The following is a 19,589-nucleotide window of genomic DNA, read 5'->3' on the forward strand; positions in this document are numbered from 1 at the left end:
ACGGAGAAGGTCCACCATTGCCGGGCGGGATGACCATGCCCGGTCAGCCTGAACCTGCCCAAACCGCCATCGCACAGGAGTCGGCCGATGTCGCTGTTCCATGCCCAGACCATCGCCTGCCCGGCTTGCGGCGCGGCGAAGACCGCGGATGTCTTCTACAGTGTCAACGCCGACCGCCGGCCGGACCTGCGGGAGGCGGTGATCGACCGCAGCTTCCAGGCGCAGGTCTGCGACAGCTGCGGGGCGGCGTTCCGCATCGACCCGGAGTTCAACTACCTGGATCTGGCGCGCGGCCAGTGGATCGCCGTCCACCCGGTTGGCGGCCTCGGACAATGGGAGGAGGTCCAGGCCGCCGACCGTGCCACCTTCGACAAATCCTACGGGTCCGGTGCCTCGGCCGGGGCGCGGGAGATCGGCGCCGGGCTGCGGGTGCGGATCACCTTCGGCTGGGCGGCATTCCGCGAGAAGCTGGTCGCCGCCGAAGCCGGCCTCGATGATGTCGAGTTGGAACTGCTGAAGGTCGCCATCCTGCGGACCCAGCCCCGCGCGCCGCTGTCGCAGGCGGTGGAGCTGCGGCTGGTGGATGTGGTGGACGGGCAGCTGGTGCTGTGCTGGCTGGACACCGCCGCCGACAGCGTGGTGGAGACGATGCTGGTGCCGGCCGCCGCCTATGATGCGGTCGCCGCCGATGCCGAGGGCTGGGCGGCGCTGCGCCAGGAGATGGCGCAGGGGCCCTTCGTCGACATGCAGCGGCTGATGGTGTGATGCCCTGACCGGTCCGCCCAGGCCCCGTTGTTCCCGGCGGTGTCGCGGTTGTAGGTCAGCGGCCCGCAGGCGGCGAGACCCGGCAGCAAGGCGAGGTGCAGCAGGGTTCGGCGCATGGTACCGGGTGCAGCGTGCCGCGCCGCCGGTGGTGACGCGGCGCCCGGTTCAGGCCTGGGGCGGTCTTTCAGGCTGGCTGGAAGCAGCCAGCGCAAAAATAGGCCCAAATTTAAATAGTTTCGAAGAAAAATCTTCAGGCTGGCCGTGTACGGTCAGCCTGGAGGTGCTCCAGCCTTTCGTCGCGCCGCCGCAGCCAATGCACCAGCGGCAGGGCCAGGACCACCATCCACAGCTTCCCCACCACCTGGCCCGGCAGGAAGTCGAGGCTGCCGAAGGCCAGCCAGAGGAAGGCGATGCTGTCCACCACCAGCCCGACTACGCCGCTGGCCGCCACCGCCAGCACCAGCCCGCGTCGCTGCAACGGCGTGTAGACCGCCAGATCCGCCGCCTCGCTCAGCAGGAAGGCGATGGCCGAGGCCAGCACCAGCGCCGGCGGCGCCAGCAGGCCCGAGAGCACCGTGCCGCCGAGCACCGCCGCCGCCGCCCAGCCCAGCCCGAGCCGCCGCTGCACCAGGTCCCGCAGCACCAGCGCCAGCCCGACCATCAGCACGCCGGAAGGGGCCATCAGCGCCGGCGCGACCGGGATCAGGCAGGGGCCCTCCGGCACACAGACGGTCCCGACATGCAGGATCAGCCAATTCGCCGCCGGGATGCAGAGGCCGAAGCCGAGCAGGAAGAGCAGGCCCTCGGCCTGGCGGCGCTTCGCCGGGTCAATCATGCGCGGTATCCTCTTGTCGGTCGGCCTGCCAGGCCTCCCAGCCGCGGCGGCGGAGGTCGCAGGCGGGGCAATGGCCGCAGCCGAAGCCCCAGGGGTGCAGCCGGCTGCGGTCGCCCAGGTAGCAGCTATGGGTCTCACTGCGAATGGCCTCGACCAGCGCGGCGCCGCCCAGGCGCTGCGCCAGCGCCCAGGTCGCCCGCTTGTCCCGCCACATCAACGGGGTGTGCAGCACGAAGCGGCGCGCCATGCCAAGGTTGATCGCCACCTGCAGCGCCTTCAGCGTGTCGTCGCGGCAATCCGGGTAGCCGGAATAATCCGTCTCGCACATGCCGGCGACCAGATGGCGCAGGCCGCGGCGATAGGCGAGCGCCGCGGCGAAGGTCAGGAAGATCAGGTTGCGGCCAGGGACAAAGGTGTTGGGCAGGCCATCGGCGCGCAGCGCGATCTCGCTCTCCCGCGTCAGCGCGGTGTCGGAGAGCTCGCGCAGCGCATCCAGGGCGAGCATGTGGTCGGCCCCGAGGCGCGGCGCCCAGGCCGGGTTCTCCCGGATGAGACGTGTGCGGAAGGCGGCGCGGCATTCCAGCTCCACCCGGTGGCGCTGGCCGTAGTCGAAGCCGAGGGTCTCGACATGGGCGAAGCGGTCCAGCGCCCAGGCGAGGCAGGTGGCGCTGTCCTGGCCGCCGCTGAACAGCACCAGCGCATGGGTATCGCCGACCGGCGGCGAGGCTTCGACGCCGGTCATGCGGCGAGCCTTGCGCTGGCCCAGCGCGCCGCCTCGGCCACCACCGGGTCGGGGTCGTGGGTCAGCGCCTCCGCCGTCTCCCGCAGCGCCGGCGTGGCGCTGTTGCCGATGGCGATCAGCACGTTGCGGATGAAGCGGTCGCGGCCGATGCGCTTGATCGGGCTGCCGCTGAACAGGGCGCGGAAGCCGGCATCATCCAGCCGGGCGAACTCTTCCAGCTTCGGCGCGGTCAGCGCGGCGCGCGGGGCGAAGGCCGGTTCGCTGTGCGCCCGGGCGAAGCGGTTCCAGGGGCAGACCGCCAGGCAATCGTCGCAGCCATAGATGCGATTGCCCATCGGGGCGCGGAATTCCTCGGGGATCGGCCCCCGGTGCTCGATGGTCAGGTAGCTGATGCAGCGCCTTGCATCCAGCCGGTAGGGCGCCGGGAAGGCATCGGTTGGGCAGGCCGAAAGGCAGGCGCGGCAGGAGCCGCAATGGTCGGTCCCCGGCGGGTCGGGCGGCAGGGCGAGGGTGGTGTAGATCTCGCCGAGGAACAGCCAGGACCCATGCCGGCGCGAGACCAGGTTGGTGTGCTTGCCCTGCCAGCCGAGCCCCGCCTGCTGCGCCAGCGGCTTCTCCATCACCGGCGCGGTGTCGACGAACACCTTGATGAGTTGCTCCGGCCAGCGCTGCACCATCCAGCGGCCGAGCGCCTTCAGCCGGGATTTCAGCACATCATGGTAGTCGCGGTTGCGGGCGTAGACGCTGATGCTGGCGCGGTCGCGCTGCCTGAGCGTCGCCAGCGGGTCTTCCTCCGGTGCATAATTCAGCCCAAGGGCGATGACGCTGACCGCCTCCGGCCACAGCGCCCGGGGGTGGGCGCGCTGCGCGGCGCGATCCGCCATCCACCCCATGCCGCCATGCATCTCCTCCGCCAGGAAGCGGTCGAGCCGCGCGCGCGCCTCCGCCGGCAGGGTGGCGGCGGTGAAGCCTATGGCGGTGAAGCCAAGGCGTTCGGCCTCGGTGCGGATCGCATCGCGCATCAGCTCACTCCGCGGCGAGCGCCCGCTCCACCGCCGCGGGCTCGCGCGCGATGACGCGGAACAGCGACCGCGCCGCGGTATCCGGCCTTGTGCGGCCCTGCTCCCGGTTGCGCAGCGCGGCGACGACGGCCGGGGCGCCATGCATCAGGCATGCGGTGGCGCGCCTGGCGTCGATCATGCGCATGTGGCGGCGGGCGAGGGCGTGGGTCGCCGAGATGGTCCGGGTCAGCGGCGCGGTCGCCTCAAGCCGGTAGCTTTCGGGTAGACAGGAGGGGACGCGGTCGATGTCCCGGACCGGCCCCGGTCGTCCGAAGTTCTGCCACAACGACGCGTTCGCGGACATGCGCCTACTCCATCACCGGCCTTGCCAGATGCCGCAGCCCGGCGAGCCCGAGGCTGTTCGGTCCAAGCCCCGCGTCGGCCTGGACATGCGCCCGCCGCAGCAGCACCCGGTCGCCGGTCCACTCCGGCATCGCCATCAGGCGCAACCGGCCGGCCGGGGTGTCGATGGCGATCGTCACCATGGGGTGGTCGTCACCTCCCGAACGAGGCCGAAGCGGATATCCTCGACGGTCCAGCGGAGCGGCATGGGGTAACTACGCTTTCAGCGCAGGAGCTTCAACCTCGCCCCCGATACGGTGGCACCCCCTGATCCGGCACCCAGACCCCCTCCGGCACCGGCCCGGTGGCGTAGAACACGTCGATCGGCATGCCGCCGCGCGGATACCAGTATCCCCCGATCCGTAGCCAAACCGGGGCAATCTCCGCCACCAACCGGCGGGCGATCGCCACGGTGCAGGCCTCGTGGAAGGCCCCGTGGTTGCGGAAGGCGCTGAGGTAGAGCTTCAGCGACTTGCTCTCCACCAGCCAGTCGCCGGGGATGTAGTCGATCACCAGATGGGCGAAATCCGGCTGGCCGGTCAGCGGGCAGAGCGAGGTGAACTCCGGCGCCGCGAAGCGCACCAGGTAGCGCTCCCCCGGATGCGGGTTCGGCACGCGTTCCAGCCGTGCCGCCTCGGGGCTTTCCGGCAGGCCGGCGAGGCGGCCGAGCAGGGTCAGGCCGCTGGTGTCGGTGGTGGCATCGGTCATCGCAGCGCCTCCCGATCCTCGGCCAGCTCGGCGACGGCGGCCTCCTCCGGCGGGGCTTCCTGGGGCGCGCCGTCACCCGCGGCCCAGCCGGCTTCCACCGCCGCCGCATGCGCCTCCAGCCGGCCTTCGAGGATGGCGCCGCGCAGCCCGCGCATCAGATCCTGGAAATAGGCGATGTTGTGCCAGGTCAGCAGCATCGGCCCGAGCATCTCCTCGGCCTTGATCAGATGGTGCAGATAGGCGCGGGAATGCCGGGTGCAGGCCGGGCAGCCGCAGCCCGGGTCGAGCGGCCTTGCATCATCGGCGTGGCGGGCGTTGCGCAGGTTGAGCACGCCGCGGCTGGTATAGGCCCGGCCGGTGCGGCCGCTGCGGGTCGGGATGACGCAGTCGAACATGTCGATGCCGCGCCTGACCGCGCCGACCAGATCGGCCGGCGTCCCCACCCCCATCAGGTAGCGCGGCGCCGCCTGCGTCAGCAGCGGCACGGTCACGTCCAGCACGTCGAACATCGCCGCCTGGCCCTCGCCCACCGCCAGGCCGCCGACCGCATAGCCCTCGAAGCCGATGCCGGTCAGCGCCGCCACGCTCTCCGCCCGCAGCGCCGGGTAGGTGCTGCCCTGGACGATGCCGAACAACCCATGCCCGGGCCGGGCGACGAAGGCCTCCCGGCAGCGCTTCGCCCAGCGCATGGACAGCCGCATGGATTGCGCGGCCTGCTCCTCCGTTGCCGGAAAGGGGGTGCATTCATCGAGGCACATGGTGACGTCGGCACCCAGCAGCCGCTGGATCTCGACGCTCCGTTCCGGCGTCAGCCGGTGCCTGGAGCCATCGAGATGGCTGCGAAAGGTGACGCCATCCTCGTCCATGCTGCGCAGTTCCGACAGGCTCATCACCTGGAAGCCGCCGCTGTCGGTCAGGATCGGCCCGTGCCAGTCCATCATCCGGTGCAGCCCGCCGAGCCGCGCCACCCGTTCCGCCCCCGGCCGGAGCATGAGATGATAGGTGTTGCCGAGCACCATGCGGGCGCCGGTGGCGCGCACCGCGTCGGCGGTCATCGCCTTCACCGTGCCGGCGGTCCCGACCGGCATGAACACCGGCGTCTCCACCGTACCATGGGCGGTGTGCAGCACCCCGGCGCGGGCGGCGCCGTCCTGGGCCGTGCGGGTCCAGTGCAGAGTCACGGCTGCGCCTCCCGGAACAGCAGGCTGGCATCGCCGTAGCTGTAGAAGCGGTAGCCCTGCTCGACCGCATGGGCATAGGCGGCGCGCATCCGCGCCACCCCGGCGAAGGCCGAGACCAGCATGAACAGGGTGCTCCGCGGCAGGTGGAAATTGGTGAGCAGCATGTCGGCGGTACGGAAGCGGTGGCCCGGCAGCAGGAAGAGGTCGGTCAGCCCCCGGAAGGGGGCGATGCCGCCATCCGGCGCCGCCGCCGTCTCCAGCAGCCGCAGCGCGGTGGTGCCGATGGCGATGATCCTGCCGCCGGCGGCGCGGGCGGCGTTGATGCTGGCCGCCGCCTCCGGCGTCACCTCGCCCCATTCGGCGTGCAGGCGATGGGCGCGGGGGTCTTCGGCGCGCAGGGGCAGGAAGGTGCCGGCGCCGACATGCAAGGTCACCGTCGCCTGGCGCACCCCGCGGGCCTCCAGCGCCGCGGCCAGGGCCGGGGTGAAGTGCAGGCTGGCGGTGGGGGCGGCGACGGCGCCGGGACGGCGGGCGAACAGGGTCTGGTAGTCGCTGCGGTCCTCCGGCCGGGGACCATCGGGGCGGGCGATATAGGGCGGCAGCGGCACCTCCCCCGCCTGTTCCAGGGCACGGGCCAGCATCGCCGGATCGGCCCCGAAATCGAGCCGCACCGTGCCGCCCTCGCCGCGTTCGATCACCTTGGCGGCGCAGTCCGGGGCGCCTTCGATGGTGACGATATCGCCGGGGCGGAGGCGGCGGGCGTTGCGCACCAGCGCCTCCCACACCCCGCCATCCTCGGCGCGATTGAGCAGGATCTCCACCATGGCGTCGCCGCGCCGGCCGCGGAGCCGGGCGGGGATCACCTTCGTGTCGTTCACCACCATGACGTCGCCAGGGCCGAGCAGCGCCGGCAGATCGCGCACGCCGAGATCCTCCAGTCTGCCCTGGTGGACCGCCAGCAGCCGGGCGGCATCACGCGGGCGGGCGGGGGATTGGGCGATCAGCCGCTCGGGCAGGGCGAAGTCGAAATCCGCCGTGCGCAGCGGCGCCGGGGGGCGCGCAGGGGCGATGGCATCGGGCACGGCGGGGCGGTAGCGCGGCGGCCAGGGGATGGCAACCGGATTGGGTCGTGAGTCCTTGATTTTCCGGGCCGTTTCGCCATGGGGCCGGGTGCCTGACAGGTGGCGCTCCCTGGTGGATTGGCGTTCAGGCAGGAACGCACTCCGCCGTAGCATCGCCTCCGCCGGACCAAGCCGGAGTTCGGCCGATGACGGAGTTCATCATTGTTGTTACCGTCATTTCCATCATGACCGGGGCATGGGCTCCGGCCTCGCGGCAGCCCTACCTGGGCCGAAGCTTTGGCAGCGCCGCAGCCTGCGAGGCTGCCGCAGGCGCGCTGCGGCCGCTGCCCGGGACGCAGCTGGTGTGCCTGCCGAGGGATGCACCAAAGCTGTTCGAGCCGCCGCAGGCCCAGCACTGATCAGGTGGATTCCGCTTTGAGCAAGCCGCTACCACCTATGCCAGCGCCTGCGCCATCGCCAGCACCATCCGCGCCACCCGCGCCCGCAGCAACGCGCCATAGCTGGTGCTGCCGCTGATCCTCCGCCCCATCCGCAGCAGGGAGCCGGTGCCGCTGCCGTTCAGCGTGGCCGCATCGCTGGCGAGAGGCAGGTAGCCGCCGGTCTTCGCATGGGCCAACAGGGCGGCGCAGGGCACCACCATCCCGCTCGCCTGGAACAGCCGGTCCCAGTCCAAGGTGCTGCTGGCGGTGCAGGCGGCGTCCGGGGACAGCCCGGCCCAGCGGGCGCGGTACTCCGCTACCACCGGCTGCGTCCCGGCATAGGTCTGGATGAACTCGACCAGCGGCCGGTAGCCGGCTCGCCAGGTGGTCTGGATCAGCCCGCGGCCACGGAATTTGAAGAAGTCCGCCTCCAGCACATAGCCGGTCACCGCCGGATCGGCCGTAGTGGGAAATCGGTCCTGTGGGTAGGCCACGCTGTCCCAGACCGGATCCGTGGTCCCGGCCAGCTTCGCCCCGAGCGGCTTCCCGCCATGCGCCCGGTTGAACGCCGGGTCACGGAACAAACGACCAGCCGAAAGCCCGAGCGGGCCAGTGTTGTAGGATGCCTTGTCGAAGCCGTGGCCGGAGGCGTCGGTGATGCGGAAGGCATCGAAGAGATAGGCGATCCCCGGATGCTCCCTATGGCCGAAGCGCTCCGAGCCCGGTTGGAAGCTGCCGCCGGTCTCGTTGATGAAGATCGCGGTGTAGCCCAGCACCTCCAGCAGGCTGGCGGGGCGGAGCGCGAGGAAGGCGTCCCAGGCCAGGGCGAAGCCGGCGGCGCCCTTCGGCGGGATCCGCTTCGCCTTCCACTCCTCCCGCCCGGCGACCCTGGCGTTGAACCAGCTGGGGAAATCCTGGCCAAGCCGCTGCCGAAAGAAGTCCTGCAAGGCGGCGCCCCGGCTGAAGCGGAGATCCTTGGCTGCGTCGATGAATCCGGCCGGGATGTCCATGCGCTGGTCCTCCTGCACACGGAACGTAACGAAAACGATTTGGCTTGGTCAAGGAAATAATTCCTGATCCGCGCAGCTTGCGCACCGCCGGCAAAACCCGCCTTCTGCGCCGGTCATCCGGGATTCCGCCGCATGCGCCTCCTGCCCCTGTTGCTGCTGCTCGCCCTTCACCTCCCTGCCGCGGCCGAGCCGCTGCACTTCGTCGCCTTCGGCGACATGCCCTATTGCCGCGACGCCACGCCGGACGGCTGCGCCACGGCGGTCGCCCGGGTGGAACGGCTGATGGCGACCATCAACGCCCGGCGCCCGGCCTTCTCCATCTTCCTCGGCGACACCAAGGGCGGCGGCGAGGCCTGCACCGATGCCATCCTGCTGCGGGCGCTCGACTGGATGGCGCTGGCCGCCCACCCGCTGGTCTACACCCCGGGTGACAATGAATGGACCGATTGCTGGCAGCGCCGCGCCGGCGGCTTCGACCCGCAGGGCCGCCTGGCCCTACTGCGGCAGCGCTTCTTCGCCAACCGCCCCCATCTCGGCGCCGGACGCATGGCGGTGGAGCGCCAGGACAGCCTGCCGGAGAATGCCCGCTGGGTGGCGGATGGCGTGGTGCTGCTGACCCTGCACATCCCCGGCAGCAACAACAACCGCCCGACCCTGCCGGGCGAGCGCCCGGCGATCACCCCGCCGGAGGGCGCCGAGGCCGAATGGCAGGTCCGCGACGCCGCCAACCAGGCATGGCTGGCCGAGGGCTTCGCCAAGGCCGCGCGCATCGGCGCCCGCGGCGTGGTGGTGGCGATCCAGGCGGATATCTTCTTCGCCCAGGTCTGCGGCGGCGGCTACGACAGCGGCTATGCCGCCATCCGCGCCGCGCTTGCGACCGCCGCCGCCGGCTTCGGCCGGCCGGTGCTGTTGCTGACCGGCGACAGCCATGTCTTCGTCCGCCACCGGCCGATCGCCACGGCGCCCAACCTCACCCGGGTGATGGTCCCCGGCGACCGCGACAGCCAGGCCCTGGTCATCGGCTTCGACCCCGGCGGACCGCAGCCGCTACGGCTGGAGGTGATCGGCGAGGCGGGCAACCCCGGCGAGCGTCCGCCCTGTGCCGGCTACGCCCCGCTGATGGACTCCACCCGGTCGGGGTAGAAGGCGAGATAGCCCTTGATCTCTTCCATCGCCGGGAAGGGCGTCTCATAGCTCCAGACTGCGTTCTCGGCCTGCTTCCCGCCGGCGGCGATGCTGTAGTAGCTGGCGTCGCCCTTGTAGGGGCAGTGGGTGCCATGCGTGGTGCGGGTGAGCAGATCCATCCGCGCATCCTCGCGCGGGACGTAGAACACCGGCCTGTAGCTGGCTTCCTGCAGCCGCAGCGCCCGGGTGGTGTCGGCGATGATCTCGCCGCCGAGGGTCACCTGCACGCGGCCGGCGTGGGGGGCGATGGTGATGGGGTGGTCGGGGCCTGGCAGCTTCATGCGGCGTCTCCGGGTTCCGGGCTCTCGGTGGCACTGGCCTCGCGGGATGGCCGAACAGCGCCAGCCTTCTTCAGGTGGCGGCGGTGCCGGTCGAGGGCAACCGCCCCGGCTCAATCCGCCGAGATGTTGGCCTCACGCACCAGCGCCTGCATCTGCCCGCGCTCCCGCCCCAGCCAGGCGGTGAAATCCGCCGGCGGGGTGCCGAGGCCGATGGCGCCGAGCGTCGCCAGCCGCTGCTGTACCCCAGGCTCCGCCAGCGCCGCGACGCAGGCGGCATGCACCCGCTCCACCGCCGCCGCCGGCAGCCCGGCCGGGCCGTAGAAGGCGTTCCACTCGGTCTGGTCGTAGCCGGGATAGCCGAGCTCGGCGATGGTCGGCACCTCCGGCAGCGCCGGGATACGGGCGGCGGAGGAAGCGGCGAGCGCCCGCACGCTGCCCTGCTGGGCCAGCCCGGCCGCCGAGGCGACGGTGGCGAAGCCGAAATCGACATCCCCGGCCAGCACCGCCTGCAGGGCCGGCCCGCCGCCGCGATAGGGCACATGCGTCAGCTCGATGCCCGCGCGCTTCGCCAGCACCGCCGCGGCGATGTGGTTGGAGACCGCATTGCCCGAGGAGGAATAGGTCAGCCGCCCCGGCTGCGCCTTCGCCCGCTCAATCAGCCCGGCGAAGCTCTGCAGCGGGCTGTCCGGCTTCACCACCACGATCATCGGATAGACGGTCACGCGGGAGATCGGGGTGAAGGCCGTGATGTAGTCGAAGCCGAGGTTGCGGAAGATGAAGGGGGCGACCGCCTGGTTGGCGGCGTCGCACAGCAGCGTCGTGCCATCCGGCGCCGCCCGCGCCACCTCCGCCGCGCCGATGGTGCCGCCGGCGCCGCCACGGTTCTCCACCACCACCGGCTGGCCGAGGATGCTGCTCATCACCGGGGCGAAGAGCCGCGCCGTGGTGTCGGCGCCGCCGCCGGGGGTGAAGGGCACCACCAGGCGCACCTGGCGCGGCGGCGCCCATTGCGCCCGGGCCAGGGAGGGCAGCGCCAGCCCCGCCATGATCAGCCCCCGACGCCGCAGGCCCGCGGTCTTGAGTGTGGTCACGATCAAGGTTCCTCCCGACGCCGGGCGGGACGCCCGGATTGGCCGGCGCCGCCCCGTCGGCGGCCGCCCTGGCCAGGACGCTGCTACGGTCAGCGACGCAGCCGTTGCAAGCCCGTTCCGCGCCGCGCCATCAGGCGCGCCTGACGGCGCGGCGACCGAGGGGCGGTTGATCGATCACGATCAGCCGCCGCCAGCACTACGCGCCGATGCGCCGCGCCAGCATATCCAGCAGCATGGCGTTGAACGCCGCCGCCGCCTCATAGGCCACCCAATGGCCGGCGCCGGGGATGATGCCGGTCCAGGCTTCCGGCTGCACCTCGCGCAGGGCGACGAAGCGCAGCTCCACCTCCGGCCAGGCGATGGCATCGCGCTCGCCGTACAGCAGCGCCACCGGCGCCCGCGCCTTGGCCACCGCATCCTTCAGGCTGGTGGTGCTGGCGAAGCCGCGGCTGCGGAAGCGGGCATGCTGGGTGTTCCACTCCTGGATCACCAGCGCCAGCGGGTCGATCCCCGCCGGGTCGGCGAACATCAGGCTGGCGAGGTTGTGGCGATGCGCGGCGATGCGCGCCTCGCCTTCCACCGTGCGCACCTTCACCAGCTCCGTCACCTGCCGCGGCAGGCCGAGCGCGCCGGCGCCGACGAGGGTCAGGCTGCGCAGCTCCTCCCCCGCCTGGGCGGCGATATGGCCGGACAGCAGCGCGCCGAAGGAGAAGCCGCAGAGGTCGTAGCGTGTACCCTCGCCCAGCACCTGGCCAATGCCGGCGCGTACCTCTGCCGCGACCGGGCCGGGGTTTTCCGCCGGATGCGGCATGGCGCTCTCGCCGAGGCCGGGCAGGTCGGGGCAGACCACCAGCCGCTGCGCCGCCAGCGCCTCCACATTGCGCACCCAGTGGCGCCAGGAGCCGGAGCCGCCGTGCAGCAGCACCAGCGGCTCGCCCTCGCCCCACATCCGCCAGACCATGGTGCCGTCGCCGCAGGGCGTCTCGATCCGCCGGGCCGCGGCATCCAGCCGGGCAAGCAGCGCCTCGGGCGCCTCAGGGGTTCTGGCCAAGAGGTCGTGCATCGTTCAGCCGCTCCGCGTTCCGCCGGCGGCCTGTTTTCGGCCGGGCGGCGCGATGTGGCAAGTTCAGGCCCGCTGATGAATGGGCGGCATCAACCCTCCCGGTTGGTGAAGCGCGCGTTGCCGAGGCCGGTGCCGATGGTCAGCACGCCCCAATGCGCCACATCCTGCATCCAGGGCACCTCGCTCAGCCCCTGCACCACCGCGTCATTGTGCATCACCACGACCACCGGCTGGCCGTCGATCTCCGGCACCGCCTCGCGCAGCCGGTCGGGCAGGTTGAAGCGGCTGCTTTCCCAATTGCCGGGCAGATTCTGCGCCCCCTTGGCGATGCCGCCGTCGGCCTCGATCCGGCCGGGGCAGCCAACGCCGATGAAGGGCGCCAGCGTCAGCCCGCGCTTCTCCGCCTTGCGCACCAGTTCCACCAGCATCCCGCCCAGCCGGTCGATCGCCGCCTCGCGCGCCGGCCTCTCCTCCCGGTGCGGCCAGATCTCGCTGTCCCAGAGGCAGGCGGCGGAGAGGTCCGGCGCCTTCTTCAGATGCGGCCGCACCAGCCCGGCGCGGATGTTCGATCCGCCGATATCGACCGCCAGCAGCGCGTCATGTCCCTTGAAGATCCAGGGCGGGGCGAGCTGCACCGCGCCGATCATCCCGGCCTCGTCCGGATCGTGGCGGATCGGCTGCAGGTCGATGGCGATCTCCTCGCCCTTCAGCAGCATGGCGGTGCGGCCGATCGCCAGCTCGCCGACCCGGCTGCCGCGCATCCCGCCGCCGACGACGATGCGTTCCGTCCCCTCCCAGTCCTTCAGCTTCAGCAGCCGCTTGACCACGATGGCGAGGGATTGGGCGAATTCCTCGACCACGCCATGCACCAGCCCGGCCACATCCGGGTTGCCATCGGCCAGCAGGCGGTCGAGCTGGCGGCGGCCGATCTCGTCGGTCGGCGCCTTGCCCAGCGGATCCTCGTCATCCACCGCGCGCAGCTTCTTGCGCCACTCCTCGAGCAAGGCCCTGAAGGCGCGGCTGCTGGCGCGGTCGCCGAGGAAGCCGTCCGGGGTCTTCAGCTCGGCATTGTAGGCATCCACGGTGACCGCGGGCAGGGCGGCGGCGCCGTGTTCGGAGAAGGCGGGCGGGGCGGGCCGGTCGGCCTGGTCCGGCATGGGGCGGTGACATCCGTTGCGAGCCCGCCCAACGCCGCGCCGCCGCCAATGTTTCCCACCGGCGCTCGGACGGCGACACAGGGGGTGTGCCGCCGATCGGGCAGCGGGGTTCATACCAACGCGCCGGTCGCCTGACCGGCCCAGCACGCTTCTGCGCGCTGCCCGGTGTTTGGGGGGCCCTGAACCTGCCAAGGTCAGGGCCGCCAGTATCAGACCAGCCGCCGCAAGCGCAGCATGCCGAGCGCCGCGACCGTCGCCGCATCCCGGATCGTCCCATCCAGGATCATCGCCTCCACCTCGGCGAGGGGAAAGGCCCGGGTCACCAGATCCTGCTCCTCGGGGTCGGGGCTCCGCTCGCCCCGGACCAGGCCGGTGGCAAGGAATATCCGGTAGGCCTGGGTGGAGGTGCCGTAGAGCGGGAAGAGATGCCCGACCTCGGTGATCTCGCTTGCGATCAGGCCGGTTTCCTCCCGCAGCTCGCCGCGGGCGACATCCTCCGGCCGCGCCTCCGGCCTTCCCTCCCAGGCGCCTTGCGGCAGCTCCCATTGGCGCTGGCGGATCGGGTAGCGGTATTGCTGGACGAGATGCAGCATGCCGTCCTGCACCGCCGCAACGACCACGAAATCCGTCTTCTCGATGAAGCCGTAGAGGCCCTCGGTCCCGTCGCGGCGGCGGATCCTGTCCTCCCGCACCCGCATCCAGCGGTTCTCGTAGACGACGCGGCTGCTGGTCGTCGTCAGGTCGGGATCGTCGGGATTCGCCATTCAGGGCTCCTTCGGCAGGGAAGAAAACCGCGCCGCGCTCACGGTTCCGGATAGGCGATCGCCAGCACCTCGATCTCCTCGGCGCCCTGCGGCATGCGCAGCCGGCGCAAATCGCCGACCCGGGCGCCCAGCAGCGCCCGCGCCACCGGCGAGACCCAGGAGATGCGATGGCGCGCGCTGTCGGCCTCGTCGACGCCGACGATCGTCACCGTCACCTCAGTGTCATCGGCGCGGGCATAGGTGACGGTGGCGCCGAAGAACACCTGGTCGCGCTTCGGCGTCCGCGCCGGATCGACCACCTGCACCCGCTCCAGGCGCTTGCGCAGGAAGCGGACCCGGCGGTCGATCTCGCGCAGCCGGCGCTTGCCGTACTGGTAGTCGGCGTTCTCCGAACGGTCGCCGAGGCCGGCGGCCCAGCTCACCACCTCGACCACCTTCGGCCGCTCCTCCGACCACAGCCGGCGCAGCTCCGCCACCAACTCCGCCTGGCCGGCAGGGGTCATGTAGAAGGGCGTGCCGGCAGGCAGGCCGGGCGGCCCCTCGTCATCATCCTCGTCGTCGCTCATGGGATCCCTCAGGGGCCGAGGGCGCGGATGCGGCCGTCCGGCCTGATGTCCAGCGTGCCGGCGCGGCGCACCGCATCGGCGACCACCGCCACCAGCAGCATGGCGCCGCTGGCATCGACCACCACCGGCACCTGCGCCAGCAGCTCGTAGCCATCCTTGCCCTGACGCAGGTAGTCGGTGGTCGCCAGCCGGTAGTGCCGCGCCGGGTCGAGCGGCACGCCGCCCACCGTCACCTCCCGCACCCGGTCGTCGCGCGGCGCCCGCGGGTCGTAGCTGAAGCGGAGGCCGGAGACCTGCGGGAAGCGGCCGTCCAGATCCTCCACCCGGCTCACCCCATTGCGCAGCACCTGCAGCAGCTCGGCCCCGGTCAGCTCCAGCGCCATCACCACATTGCCGAAGGGCGCCTCGGACACCAGGTCGCGCCGGGTCAGGGCGTGGCCGACCGGGTATTCGCGGTTGCCGCGCAGCCCGCCGCCGTTGATCAGCGCCACATCGGCAGAGAGGTGCGCCCGCAGCGCATCGGCGAAGAGGTTGCCGATCGCCGCCTCCCGCCCGCGCACCGTCGCGGCGCGGCTGTCGAGCGGCGCGGCCAGCCGCGCCAGCGGCTCGCCCAGCGCGCCATCCAGCAGCCGCTCGACATCCGCGACCATCGGGGCGATGGCCGGGTCGGGCGGGGTGCCGACATTGGGCAGCATGCGCCAGCCGACCTGCGTCACCCTGGCCGGCCTTCCCTCCCCATGCTCCACCGCCAGCTCGACCACGCCGAGCCAATGCGCGTCGGACCCCGCCTTCAGCATCAGCACGTCGCGTTCCAGCAGCCCCGCTGGGTCGTGGTCATGGCCGCCGAGCACCAGGTCGATCCCCGGCAGCCGCTGGGCTTCTCGATCCTGCTCGAGGTCGAGGTGGGTCAGCGCCACCACCAGGTCGGCGCCCTCGGCTCGCAGTGCCGCCGCCGCGGCCTGCAGCGCCGGCAGCTCCGGCGTGAAGTCGATGCCGGGGGCGCGGGAGACGCGCGGTGTCGCCGCCGTCAGCACGCCGGCGAAGCCGATGCGCAGCGGGCCGGCCTGGCGGAGCACCGTGGCGACCGCGCCGCCGAAGGGCCTGCCATCCGCCCCCAGCACATTGGCGCCGAGCCAGGGGAAGCGCGATTCGCCGATGCGCTGCGCCGTCACCACCGGCCCGAAGTCGAATTCGTGGTTGCCGAGCACCGCCACATCGGTGCCGAGCGCATTGAAGATGCCGATCATATGCGCCCCCTCGGTGATCGAGGAGGCGAGGGAGGGCGAGATCAGGTCGCCGCCGAAGGTCAGGAACACCGGCCCTGGCGCCGCCGCGCGCTCCCGCGCGATCAGCGTGGCGATCTCCGCCAGCCCGCCGCGGCCGTCGCGCGGCAGGTGCTCGTAGATGTCGTTGAGGTGGAGGAAGGTGAGGCGGGTGGTCTCGGCCGCGGCCGGGGCGACGGCCAGCAGCAGCAGGAAGGCGGCACGCAGCAGGCGTCGCCGCATCGGCAGGAACATCGGGCGGCCCTTCACGGAACCGCCGCACACTCGCGGCGGGCCGGCCGGGGGTCAAGCGGCGGCGTGGCCGATCACTGCGAGGCCAGCACCGCCGCCGGGCCGAAGCGGGTCCAGCCCGGCACCTGCGCCGCCAGATTCACCTCGCGCCACTTCGGGTGCCGTGGCGGCTGCAGGAAGCTCGGGAATTTGGCGAAGAAGGCCTCGACGAAGCGGGCCACCTTGCGGTGCCGCTCGGTGCCCGGCTGCCAGGCATAGACCGCCATGACGGCGCCCACCGCCAGCGTGTCCACCGGCTCCTCCACCACCAGCCCCGGGTAGTCGGCAGGGACGAAGCGGGCGGGCAGGTAGGTTTCCAGCAGTGCCGGGGTCGCCGGCACCGGCAGCAGCCGGAGGCCGGCATCGGCCGGCAGCCCGGTGAACAGCCGGGCCGGCTTGCCGGCGACATAGACCAGCGCGGCGATCTCGCCCCGCTTCAGCCGCTCCAGCGCCTCGCCCTGGGTCTCGTGCCGCGGCTCGATGGGGATGCCGAGGTCCTCGAACAGCAGCGCCGCGGTCATCGCCGTGCCGCTGCCGCGCAGGTCGATGTTGACCGGCTTGCCGGCCAGTTGCTCCAGCCGCTGGACGCCGGGGCCGGCCAGCACGTGCAGCTCCTCGTCGTAGAGCTTGGCGATGTATTGGACGAGCGTCTCGACCGAGGGCAGCAGCCGCTGCCGCCTTGCATAGGCGAGCACATCCGACTGCACGATGCCGATGTCGATGCCGCGCAGCACGAGGATGTCCGAGATGTTCTGGAGCGAACCCTTGCCGAGGGTCGGCAGCACCCGGAGCTGGTCGCCATCGTCCAGCACCGCGGCGAGGTCGGCGGCGATGCGGACATAGGTCCCATCGACCCCGCCGGCGATGACGCCGACGGTTCCGGCATTGGCGCGGACCGAGAGGGCGGCGAGCGAGGGCGTCTGCGTCCGGGCGATCCCGCCGAGGCCGAGGGAGAGGCCGGCGGCGAGGCCGGTGGTCAGCAGGGTGCGGCGCGCGGTCATTCAGCTTTCTCCGAAGCGGCCAACGCCTCGGCGCGGCGGTACCAGGCGGCGGCGGCCTGCGGATCCGGGCGGATGCCGCGGGCGCCGAGGGCGGCCAGCGCCGCGGGATCATGGGTGCGGCCGGCGGCGCGGGCGGCTTCGGCGCTACCGGCCTCGGCGGCGCGTTCGTAGAAGCGGCGGGCGCCGGAGACGTCACCGGTGGCGAGCAGCGCATCGCCCCGTCGCATCAGCGCCGCGAGCATCGCCGGATCGGCGGTGCGGCGGACAGTGGGCCGCGGCGTGACGGCCAGCGGCGCGGCGGCCACGGGCGACGGCCGGGGTGCCGGCGGCGGCTCCACCGGCGCCGCGACGGGCGGCGGCACGGTGGTGGCCAGGGGCGGATCGGCCGGCACGGCCGTCGTCGGGGGCCCGGCTGGCATCGGCGCGGGGCGGGCGGCCGTGCGCCCGGCCTCGGCAGGCTGCGCCAGGGCGGCGGCTTCGCCCCGCGGCAGGGGGATGGGGCCGGCGTCGGGCGCCGGATCGGGTGTCGCCACCGGCCAGGCCGCGGCGCCCGGATCCGGGATTGCAGGGCCTGAGCCCTCACTGTCCGGCATCGCCACCGGGCTGCCGGAGGCCGCATCCATGGCGTCGGTCGGCCGGCGCGGCGCCATCGCCTCGGCCGGCGCGGCCTCGGGCGCCATCGGCAGGCTGGTCGTGCCGGCGGCATCGCGCGGCAGCGCGGTGCCGGTCGTCCGATCCGGGATCTCGTCCGGCAGGCCCGCCGGCGTGGTTTCGGCCGCCGGAGCGCCGGACGGCACGGCCTCGGCGGAGAGAGTGCCGTCGGCCGCGGCGGCTGGGAGGATGGAGGCGGCCGGCGCGGTCTCGGTGGCTGGCACCGGTGCTGTCGCCGCGGTTGCCGGGCCGGCGGCGTCATGCTCTGGCGTGGCGGCGGCCGTTGTCTCGGCCGGCGTGTCATCGGTGGTCGGTGTCGGCATTGCCGCGACGGCCGCCGGGCCGGTGGCCTCGCCCTCCGCTGTGGCGGCTGCTGCCTCGGTTGGCCGGCCAGCCGGCGCGGCCTCGGTGGCTGGTTCCACTGCTGCCGCCGAGGTCAGCGGGCCAGTGGCGTCGCCCTCCCGCATGGAGGCGGCTGCCGCTTCGGCCGGCTGGTCCGACGGCGTGGATTCGGCGGCGGGCTCCAGAGTTGCCGCCGCAGTTGCCGGGCCGGAGCCTTCGGCCTCCGCCATCATGGCGGCCGTTGCTTCGGCCGGCTGGTCCGGCGGCGCGCCTTCGGCGGCGGGTTCAGGCACTGTCGCCGTGGGCACCGGACCAGAGGCCTCGGCTTCCGGTCCCATGGCAGCCGGGGCCTCCACCGGCGGGTCAGGCAATGCGGCTTCGGCGGCAGGTTCCGGCGTCGTCGCGGCCACTGGGCCGGAGGCTTCTGCCTCCGGCATCCTGGCGCTGATTGCTTCGGCCGGCTGGTCCAGCGGCGCTGCTTCGGTGGTGGGTTCCGGCATTGCCACCGCGGTCACCGGGCCAGAGGCTTCGCCGTCCGGCATCGTGGCCGTTGCTTCGACCGGCCAGTCCGGCGGCACGGTTGCGGTGGCGGGTTCCGGTAACCTCGCCGCGGCCACCGGGCCGGAGGCTTCGGCCTCCGGCATCGTGGCAGCCGTTGTCTCGGCCAGCTGATCCGGCGGCTCGGCTTCGGCGGTGGGTTCCGGCGTGGCGGTGGCCGGGCCGGCAGTGGCATGCCGAGGCAGGGCTGGCGCGGCGTCGGGTGCCGCATCCGCCGTCCAGGCCGGAAGGCCGGGCGGCATGGCCGTGGCGCCGATGGCTGCCGCCGGTGACCCGGGTGGCAACGGCGCGACGGCCATGGTCGTGTCGCCGGCGGGGCCGCTTTCCGGGGGGCGATCCCCTTCTGCTGCGGTCGGGCCGGCGGCCGGCACCGAATCTCCGGACGACTCCGGCGCCTCAGCCTCGGTCTCCATCCCGGCAATGGCGGCCAGCGCGGCAAGTTCGAGGGTCAGGCTGCCCGGCTCCCCGGCAGCCCGGTCGGCGGCGCCGGCCATGGCATCCGGTGCCGGCATCGTGGCTTCGGCCCACGCCTCCGGCTTCGCCACCGCGGCTGCCGGCGCGGCGTGCGGCCGGTCGGCCGTCGCCACCGTGCCACCGCCCGGCGGCACCGTCCTGGCCCGTTCCATCGCCAGGTCAGCCAGCGGCTCGCTGCGCAGCAGCAGCAGCGCCAGCCCGCCGAGGCCGACCACTGCCGCCATCCCTGCCACCGCGCGACCGAAGCGCGAGCCCCAGCGCAGCTCCACCGGCTCCGGCATCCGGGCCGGCTCGGGCAGACGCGGTGGCATGGTCAGCGCCCGGTGGACCGCGCCGATCCAGGCGGTGCCGCCCGGCAGCGACAGCGGCGGCTGAACGCCGAAGCTCTGCGCCAGCAGCCGCGGCAGCCGGTCGAGGTTGGTGCGGTGCAGCTGGCAATGCGCGACCGGAAGCTGGCCAGGGAAGATCGCCGGGAAGCGCGCCTGCGCCAGCCGCCGGTGCAACCGCGCCGGCGCATCCGCGGTCCAGCGCGGCGCGCGCTCCAGCAGGGCGATGCCCATGCCGGGGTGGAGCAGCACGATATCGATCTGCGCCGGCGCCTCCCCCGGACCGCCGATCGCCACATCGGTCAACAGCACCCAGTCCGCGCCGAGCCGGTCGAGCAGGTTCGGCACCGGCCGGGCTGCGGGGGAACGCTCGGGCGGGGCGGCATGCAGCGACAGCGCGGCGGTCTCCGCTACCTTGAGGGGAATCGAGTA

The 19,589-nt window shown here is 72.8% G+C and carries 20 protein-coding genes and 1 pseudogene; 3 read left to right on the forward strand and 18 right to left on the reverse strand.

From position 1 onward, the window contains the following. Nucleotides 1-87 precede the first annotated feature (87 nt). A complete protein-coding gene (locus H7965_RS09920; protein ID WP_186770424.1) occupies nucleotides 88-765 on the forward strand; it encodes a CpXC domain-containing protein in 678 nt (225 codons plus the stop codon). A gap of 250 nt (nucleotides 766-1,015) precedes the next feature. Here the strand turns inward: H7965_RS09920 and H7965_RS09925 are convergent, their stop codons facing one another. The 8 genes and pseudogenes from H7965_RS09925 to queA form a co-directional block, all read right to left on the reverse strand. Continuing rightward, nucleotides 1,016-1,600 carry a VUT family protein gene (locus H7965_RS09925; RefSeq protein ID WP_186770425.1) on the reverse strand — a complete coding sequence of 195 codons (585 nt, stop codon included), beginning with the start codon at nucleotides 1,598-1,600 and terminating at the stop codon, nucleotides 1,016-1,018. Continuing rightward, nucleotides 1,593-2,342 carry a 7-cyano-7-deazaguanine synthase QueC gene (gene queC / locus H7965_RS09930; protein WP_186770426.1) on the reverse strand — a complete coding sequence of 250 codons (750 nt, stop codon included), beginning with the start codon at nucleotides 2,340-2,342 and terminating at the stop codon, nucleotides 1,593-1,595. Before queC ends, H7965_RS09925 begins: the two co-directional genes overlap by 8 nt. Beyond that, nucleotides 2,339-3,364: a tRNA epoxyqueuosine(34) reductase QueG gene (queG, locus tag H7965_RS09935; protein ID WP_186770427.1), complete on the reverse strand. Its 1,026-nt coding sequence runs from the start codon at nucleotides 3,362-3,364 to the stop codon at nucleotides 2,339-2,341. Before queG ends, queC begins: the two co-directional genes overlap by 4 nt. 4 nt (nucleotides 3,365-3,368) lie before the next feature. Next, complete coding sequence (locus H7965_RS09940; RefSeq protein WP_186770428.1) at nucleotides 3,369-3,707, reverse strand: hypothetical protein; 339 nt, start codon at nucleotides 3,705-3,707, stop codon at nucleotides 3,369-3,371. A gap of 4 nt (nucleotides 3,708-3,711) precedes the next feature. Further along, nucleotides 3,712-3,888, reverse strand: coding sequence for a hypothetical protein (locus tag H7965_RS09945; protein WP_186770429.1), 177 nt, complete (start codon nucleotides 3,886-3,888; stop codon nucleotides 3,712-3,714). Nucleotides 3,889-3,982: 94 nt separating this feature from the next. After that, nucleotides 3,983-4,453, reverse strand: coding sequence for a preQ(1) synthase (gene queF, locus H7965_RS09950; protein WP_186770430.1), 471 nt, complete (start codon nucleotides 4,451-4,453; stop codon nucleotides 3,983-3,985). A 28-nt stretch (nucleotides 4,454-4,481) separates the two neighbouring features. Further along, a pseudogene (gene tgt, locus H7965_RS09955) lies at nucleotides 4,482-5,634 on the reverse strand (tRNA guanosine(34) transglycosylase Tgt); the annotation flags it as partial. Continuing rightward, complete coding sequence (gene queA / locus H7965_RS09960; protein ID WP_186770554.1) at nucleotides 5,631-6,677, reverse strand: tRNA preQ1(34) S-adenosylmethionine ribosyltransferase-isomerase QueA; 1,047 nt, start codon at nucleotides 6,675-6,677, stop codon at nucleotides 5,631-5,633. The gene queA and the pseudogene tgt, both read right to left, overlap by 4 nt. Before the next feature lie 224 nt (nucleotides 6,678-6,901). Here queA and H7965_RS09965 point away from each other — a divergent pair, with 224 nt between their 5' ends. Further along, nucleotides 6,902-7,114: a hypothetical protein gene (locus H7965_RS09965; protein ID WP_186770432.1), complete on the forward strand. Its 213-nt coding sequence runs from the start codon at nucleotides 6,902-6,904 to the stop codon at nucleotides 7,112-7,114. A gap of 35 nt (nucleotides 7,115-7,149) precedes the next feature. On the opposite strand, the gene H7965_RS09970 is transcribed toward H7965_RS09965, so the two are convergent. Further along, nucleotides 7,150-8,145, reverse strand: coding sequence for a hypothetical protein (locus H7965_RS09970; protein ID WP_186770433.1), 996 nt, complete (start codon nucleotides 8,143-8,145; stop codon nucleotides 7,150-7,152). 132 nt (nucleotides 8,146-8,277) lie between these two features. On the opposite strand from H7965_RS09970, the gene H7965_RS09975 reads away from it, so the two are divergent. Then, nucleotides 8,278-9,288 (forward strand): hypothetical protein, encoded by a 1,011-nt coding sequence (locus H7965_RS09975; protein WP_186770434.1) that lies wholly within the window; start codon nucleotides 8,278-8,280, stop codon nucleotides 9,286-9,288. On the opposite strand, the gene H7965_RS09980 is transcribed toward H7965_RS09975, so the two are convergent. The 9 genes from H7965_RS09980 to H7965_RS10020 form a co-directional block, all read right to left on the reverse strand. Continuing rightward, complete coding sequence (locus tag H7965_RS09980) at nucleotides 9,252-9,611, reverse strand: DUF427 domain-containing protein (RefSeq protein WP_186770435.1); 360 nt, start codon at nucleotides 9,609-9,611, stop codon at nucleotides 9,252-9,254. The two genes, H7965_RS09975 and H7965_RS09980, sit on opposite strands and share 37 nt — an antisense overlap. A gap of 110 nt (nucleotides 9,612-9,721) precedes the next feature. After that, a complete protein-coding gene (locus H7965_RS09985; RefSeq protein ID WP_229682566.1) occupies nucleotides 9,722-10,702 on the reverse strand; it encodes a Bug family tripartite tricarboxylate transporter substrate binding protein in 981 nt (326 codons plus the stop codon). 196 nt (nucleotides 10,703-10,898) lie between these two features. Beyond that, entirely contained in the window at nucleotides 10,899-11,765 is an 867-nt protein-coding gene (locus H7965_RS09990; protein WP_186770436.1) for an alpha/beta fold hydrolase, read from the reverse strand. Between the two features lie 89 nt (nucleotides 11,766-11,854). Beyond that, nucleotides 11,855-12,922, reverse strand: a complete 1,068-nt coding sequence (locus H7965_RS09995; RefSeq protein ID WP_186770437.1) for an ROK family protein — start codon at nucleotides 12,920-12,922, stop codon at nucleotides 11,855-11,857. A 209-nt stretch (nucleotides 12,923-13,131) separates the two neighbouring features. Then, nucleotides 13,132-13,686, reverse strand: a complete 555-nt coding sequence (locus tag H7965_RS10000) for an NUDIX domain-containing protein (protein WP_222440547.1) — start codon at nucleotides 13,684-13,686, stop codon at nucleotides 13,132-13,134. Between the two features lie 38 nt (nucleotides 13,687-13,724). After that, on the reverse strand, nucleotides 13,725-14,252 hold the full coding sequence (gene greB / locus H7965_RS10005; RefSeq protein ID WP_186770438.1) for a transcription elongation factor GreB: 528 nt from the start codon (nucleotides 14,250-14,252) through the stop codon (nucleotides 13,725-13,727). Nucleotides 14,253-14,260: 8 nt separating this feature from the next. Continuing rightward, nucleotides 14,261-15,784 carry a bifunctional metallophosphatase/5'-nucleotidase gene (locus H7965_RS10010; protein WP_229682567.1) on the reverse strand — a complete coding sequence of 508 codons (1,524 nt, stop codon included), beginning with the start codon at nucleotides 15,782-15,784 and terminating at the stop codon, nucleotides 14,261-14,263. 56 nt (nucleotides 15,785-15,840) lie between these two features. Then, nucleotides 15,841-16,806 carry a TAXI family TRAP transporter solute-binding subunit gene (locus tag H7965_RS10015; RefSeq protein ID WP_186770439.1) on the reverse strand — a complete coding sequence of 322 codons (966 nt, stop codon included), beginning with the start codon at nucleotides 16,804-16,806 and terminating at the stop codon, nucleotides 15,841-15,843. Beyond that, entirely contained in the window at nucleotides 16,803-19,505 is a 2,703-nt protein-coding gene (locus H7965_RS10020) for a hypothetical protein (RefSeq protein ID WP_186770440.1), read from the reverse strand. Before H7965_RS10020 ends, H7965_RS10015 begins: the two co-directional genes overlap by 4 nt. Nucleotides 19,506-19,589 lie beyond the last annotated feature (84 nt).

The sequence above is a fragment of the Siccirubricoccus deserti genome (genome assembly GCF_014283215.1).
In the GTDB taxonomy this organism is placed as follows: Bacteria; Pseudomonadota; Alphaproteobacteria; order Acetobacterales; family Acetobacteraceae; genus Siccirubricoccus; species Siccirubricoccus deserti.